Origin of the sequence: Microbacterium sp. 13-71-7, from assembly GCF_002257455.1 — a bacterium.
Classification (GTDB): Bacteria; Actinomycetota; Actinomycetes; order Actinomycetales; family Microbacteriaceae; genus Microbacterium.
Genome location: NZ_NCKN01000245.1, coordinates 1 through 5569, shown reverse-complemented (window position 1 = coordinate 5569; position 5569 = coordinate 1). Strand labels below are relative to the sequence as shown.

Annotated in this window: 5 protein-coding genes; all 5 read left to right on the top strand. The window is 71.2% G+C overall.

The genetic code is table 11. The annotated features are described in order from the left end of the window. A partial coding sequence (locus tag B7X32_RS17745; protein WP_292722648.1) for a sensor histidine kinase occupies positions 1-948 on the top strand: 948 nt, incomplete at its 5' end. Next, positions 945-1562 (top strand): response regulator transcription factor, encoded by a 618-nt coding sequence (locus tag B7X32_RS17740; protein ID WP_292722645.1) that lies wholly within the window; start codon positions 945-947, stop codon positions 1560-1562. The genes B7X32_RS17745 and B7X32_RS17740, both read left to right, overlap by 4 nt. A gap of 135 nt (positions 1563-1697) precedes the next feature. Beyond that, the gene (locus B7X32_RS17735) at positions 1698-2984 is read left to right on the top strand and encodes an aspartate kinase (RefSeq protein ID WP_292722643.1); all 1287 of its coding nucleotides are present in this window, start codon (positions 1698-1700) and stop codon (positions 2982-2984) included. 267 nt (positions 2985-3251) lie between these two features. Beyond that, on the top strand, positions 3252-4316 hold the full coding sequence (locus tag B7X32_RS17730; RefSeq protein WP_292722640.1) for an aspartate-semialdehyde dehydrogenase: 1065 nt from the start codon (positions 3252-3254) through the stop codon (positions 4314-4316). A gap of 80 nt (positions 4317-4396) precedes the next feature. Further along, the coding region (gene mqo / locus B7X32_RS17725) for a malate dehydrogenase (quinone) (protein WP_292722637.1) at positions 4397-5569 on the top strand (1173 nt) is incomplete at its 3' end.

Sequence of the window (5569 nt, the reverse complement as noted above, 5' to 3'; positions counted from 1 at the left end):
GCGTTCATGGTCGTGGTTCTCGCGGCCTCGATCGTCGCTCCGATGCTGCATCCGGGCGGGGTTCAGCCCGGCACCCTGCTCGCGCACCTGATCGGCCCCCTCGTCGGCGGCGGCTTCGCCTTCGCGGTGTCACTGGGATACGACGCGATGCTGCGCGACGCGGCCGAGCGGGAGCGCCTCATCGACTCGATGCTGCGCGCGCAGCACGAGGCGGAGCGCCTGCACGACGAGCTCGCCGCGAGCCAGCGCGAGGCGGGAGCGACGCGCGAGCGCACCCGGCTCGCCCGCGACCTGCACGACACGATCGCGCAGGAGCTCAGCACGATCGTCATGCTCGCCCGCCTGGATCCGGCGGCCGCTTCCGGCGGCGTCGCTGCGGATCCGGCGGCCCCTGCGGCCGGGGGACGCCCCGATCGCACCGCGCAGATCGAGCAGCTCGCCCAGCACTCGCTCACCGAACTGCGGCGCATCGTCGCGGCCCTGGCGCCGGCGGATCTGGACGAGTCCGCCCTCGCAGGCGCGCTCGCGCGCATGCTCGACGCCCTGCGCGACGAGACGGGCGTCTCCGGCACGCTGCAGGTGGATCCGGACCTCCCCGCCCTGTCGACGCCGGTCGAGGTCGCCCTTCTGCGCGTCGCCCAGTCCGCGCTGGCCAACGTGCGCCGGCACGCGCAGGCGCAGACCGTCCAGGTCGCGCTGACGTCCGGCGGCGGATCCGTGCGCCTGCGGATCGAGGACGACGGCGTCGGGTTCGATCAGGCGGTGCGCCCCTCCGATGCGTCCTACGGCCTCGCCGCGATGCGCTCCCGACTGCGCGAGGGCGGCGGAGAGCTCACGATCCGCTCCGCGCCCGGGGCAGGGACGACGATCGAGGCGTCGCTGCCGCTCGGCACCGGAGCCGGCCTCGGCGCGGGCGGGGGCGCCGACGTGGAAGGGGGAGCGGAATGAGCGTCCGGCTGATCATCGTCGACGACCACCCGATCGTGCGCGCAGGGATCCGCGCGGTCGTCGAGGCGCGCGGCTTCGACGTCCTCGCCGAGGTCGGCACCGGCGAGGACGCCGTCGAGGCCGCCCGGGAGCTCCACCCCGACGTCGTGCTGTGCGATCTGCGTCTCGGCGAAGGCATGGACGGCGTCGCCACGACCGCGGCGCTGCGGGCGCTCCCGATGCCGCCCGCGGTGCTGATCCTCACCACCTTCGACCACGACGCCCAGATCGTCCGCGCGGTGGAGGCGGGTGCTGCCGGGTACCTGCTCAAGGAGGTCGGCGTCGAGGTCATCTCTCGAGCGATCGTGGATGCGGCGGCCGGATCCACCGTTCCCACCCCGGGCGGGGACGAACGACTCGTGGCCGCGCTGCGCGCCCCGCGAGTCGAGCTGACGGCGCGCGAGCAGGAGGTGCTGGCGCTCGTGGCGGAAGGGCTCAGCAATCGCGAGATCGCGGTGCGCCTGTTCGTCACCGAGGCCACGGTCAAGACGCACATCGTGCACCTGCTCGACAAGCTCGGGGCGGAGAGCCGCACGGGCGCCGTCTCCGAGGCCCGCCGTCGCGGCCTGCTCTGAGGAGCACAGCGAGCGGGCCCCGCCACCGTGAGCCCCGCCCTGCCGTCGTCACATACCGGATCCGGCATGGAGTGCGCTCGTAGAATGTGCGGTGGTGCGCCGCCTCCGGCGCCCGGCATCCCCCAGGAGTGATCCGTGGCCCTCATCGTGCAGAAGTACGGCGGCTCGTCCGTCGCCGACGCAGAGAGCATCAAGCGCGTCGCCAAGCGCATCGTCGACACGCGCCGTGCCGGGCACGATGTCGTCGTGGCCGTGAGCGCGATGGGCGACACCACGGACGAGTTGCTCGACCTCGCCGCCCAGGTCGCGCCGATCCCCGCGCCGCGCGAGCTCGACATGCTGCTCTCCAGCGGCGAGCGCATCTCGATGGCACTGCTCGCGATGGCGATCCACTCCATGGGCTTCGACGCGCGCTCCTTCACCGGACCGCAGGCCGGGATGCGGACGGACAGCCGGCACGGATCCGCGCGCATCGTCGAGGTCACCCCGACGCGCCTGCGCGAGGCTCTCGACGAGGGCGCGATCGTCATCGTCGCCGGCTTCCAGGGCATCAACGACGACACGCAGGACATCACGACCCTCGGTCGCGGCGGATCCGACACCACCGCGGTGGCCCTCGCCGCCGCCCTCGACGCCGACGTCTGCGAGATCTACAGTGACGTCGACGGCATCTACACGGCGGATCCGCGCGTGGTCCCGCTCGCGCACAAGCTGTCGCACGTGTCCAGCGAGGAGATGCTCGAGCTCGCGGCGAACGGCGCCAAGGTGCTGTACATCCGCGCCGTCGAGTACGCGCGCCGGCACGGCGTCCTGATCCACGCCCGCTCGACCTTCACGTCGAACGAGGGCACGTACGTTCTGGGCGAGGGCATGAAGAACCCCCGCGAATCCGAGGGAGAAGCCATGGAAGAGCCGATCGTCGCCGGTGTCGCCACCGACCTCAGCCAGGCCAAGGTCACCGTCGCGGGCGTTCCCGACGTGCCGGGCAAGGCCGCGGAGATCTTCAAGATCGTCGCCAAGTCCGGCGCGAACGTCGACATGATCGTGCAGAACGTCTCGGCCGCGTCCACCGGGCGCACCGACATCTCCTTCACGCTGCCGAAGTCGGACGCCTCCGCCGCGCTCAAGGCTCTCGCCGCGGAGCAGGCCGACGTGGGCTTCGAGAGCCTCCTGCACGACGACCAGATCGGGAAGCTCTCGGTCGTGGGCGCCGGCATGCGCACGCATTCCGGCGTCTCCGCGATCCTCTTCGAGGCGCTGTCGACCGCGGGCGTGAACCTGGAGATGATCTCGACCTCCGAGATCCGGATCTCCGTCGTCGTGCGCGGCGACGAGCTCGCCGAGGCCGCCCGCGTCGTGCACGCCGCGTACGGCCTGGACGGCGAGGTCGAGGCCGTCGTCGCCGCCGGCACCGGTCGCTGATCCGACGCCCCCGCCGCGAAGACGGCCGCCCGAGCTCGCTCCCGTCGCGAAAACTGCCGCTCTGAGCGTCGGAAAGCGGCGGAAAGTGCGACGGGAGCATGCTCACCGACCGGGACCGCGAGACGTACGCCCCTCCGGACCCGATAGAATCGCCCAAACCCTGACACCGGCGCCAGGCGCGGACTGATCCGCCACACCCGGCGACCGCGCCTCCGCCTCGTCCGCCGTCCGGCACCCGCCGCGGCACGAAGCCAAGGAAGCATCCCCATGACCCGCATCTCCGACTCAGGATTCTCCGTCGCGATCGTCGGCGCCACCGGCCAGGTCGGCACCGTCATGCGCGACATCCTCGCGGAGCGCTCCTTCCCGATCCGCGAGCTGCGCCTGTTCGCCTCGGCCCGCTCTGCTGGCGCGGCGATCGACTTCGGCGGCACGCCGGTGATCGTGGAGGACGTCGAGACCGCGGATCCCGCCGGTGTCGAGATCGCGCTGTTCTCCGCGGGCGCCACCGCGAGCCGCGCCTACGCCCCCCGCTTCGCCGCGGCCGGCGCCGTCGTGGTCGACAACTCCAGCGCTTGGCGGATGGACCCCGAGGTGCCGCTCGTGGTGAGCGAGGTAAACCCCGAGGCGATCGCGGACGCCCCCAAGGGCATCATCGCGAACCCCAACTGCACCACGATGGCCGCGATGCCCGTGCTCAAGGCGCTGCACGCCGAGGCAGGGCTCGAGCGCCTGATCGTGAGCACCTACCAGGCCGTGAGCGGATCCGGTCTCGCCGGCGCGCAGGAGCTCCTCGGCCAGGTCGAGGGCGTCCTCGCCCAGGGCGACACCCTGCAGCTCGTGCACGACGGATCGGCGCTGGACTTCCCGCAGCCGGAGAAGTACGTGGCGCCGATCGCGTTCGACGTGATCCCGCTCGCCGGATCCCTCGTCGACGACGGTCTCAACGAGACCGACGAGGAGAAGAAGCTCCGCAACGAGAGCCGCAAGATCCTCGGGCTGCCGGATCTCCGCGTCGCCGGGACGTGCGTGCGCGTGCCCGTCTTCACCGGGCACTCGCTCTCGATCAACGCCGAGTTCGCGAACGACATCAGCCCTGCGCGCGCGTACGACGTGCTCGCCGCGGCTCCCGGCGTCGTGGTCGAAGAGGTGCCGACGCCGCTGTACGCCGCGGGCAAGGACCCGAGCTACGTCGGGCGGATCCGTGCCGACCAGTCCGCGCCGGAGGGCAAGGGGCTCGTGCTGTTCATCAGCAACGACAACCTGCGCAAGGGCGCCGCGCTGAACGCGGTCCAGGTCGCCGAGCTCGTCGCCGCCCGCCTCGGCGGCTGACCTCCGTCGCGGCGAATTCCGGTGGCGGGATGGCCGCCACGGCGAATATCGGCGGCCTCGCGGCGAACTAGACTGATCGGGTGACTGAATCCGTCGACGTCGTCCTCATCGGCGGTGGCATCATGAGCGCCACCCTCGGAACCCTGCTCCGCGAACTCCAGCCCGACTGGAAGGTCGTGGCCTTCGAGCGACTCGGAGACGTCGCGGAGGAGAGCTCGAACGCGTGGAACAACGCGGGCACGGGGCACGCCGCCCTGTGCGAGCTGAACTACATGCCCGAGGGCAAGGACGGTTCGCTCGACCCGGCGAAGGCGATCGGCATCAACGAGCAGTTCCAGCTCAGCCGCCAGCTGTGGTCGACCCTCGTCGACCGCGGCGTGCTCGACGCCCCCACGACCTTCATCAACTCGACCCCGCACATGACGTTCGTGCGCGGGCAGAAGGACGTGGACTACCTCCGCCACCGCTACGAGGTGCTCAAGGAGCAGCCGCTGTTCGCGGGGATCGAGTTCAGCGAGGACTCCCGCGTCATCAACCAGTGGGCGCCGCTGCTCATGGAACAGCGCCGCAAGGGCGAGCCCTTCGCCGCGACCCGGGTGCCGAGCGGCACGGATGTGGACTTCGGATCCCTCACCCGCCAGCTCTTCGACCACCTCACGGAGGACGACCGCTTCACGCTGCGGCGCAACCACGAGGTCCGCAAGCTCTCCCAGCGCAAGGACGGCACCTGGGACGTCCGCTACCGCAACGTGATCGGGCGCACCCCCGGCGCGATCAACGCGCGCTTCGTGTTCGTCGGCGCGGGCGGCTGGGCGCTCAAGCTTCTGCAGGGATCCGGGATCCCCGAGATCAAGGGCTACGGCTGCTTCCCGATCGGCGGGCAGTGGCTGAAGACGTCGAACCCGGCGATCGTCGCCAAGCATCAGGCGAAGGTCTACTCGCAGGCCCCCGTCGGCGCCCCGCCGATGTCGGTGCCGCACCTGGACACCCGCGTCGTGGACGGCGAGACCAGCCTGCTGTTCGGCCCGTTCGCCACCTTCAGCCCGAAGTTCCTCAAGCAGGGCGGGATGCTCGACATCGTGACCCAGGTGCGCCCGCACAACCTGGGCAGCATGCTCAAGGTCGCCTTCACGAACTTCGACCTGATCAAGTACCTGGTCAGCGAGCTGCTCAAGACGCACCACAAGAAGGTCGCCACGCTGCGCGAGTTCATGCCCACCGCCGCGGACGACGACTGGGAGCTGCTGCAGGCC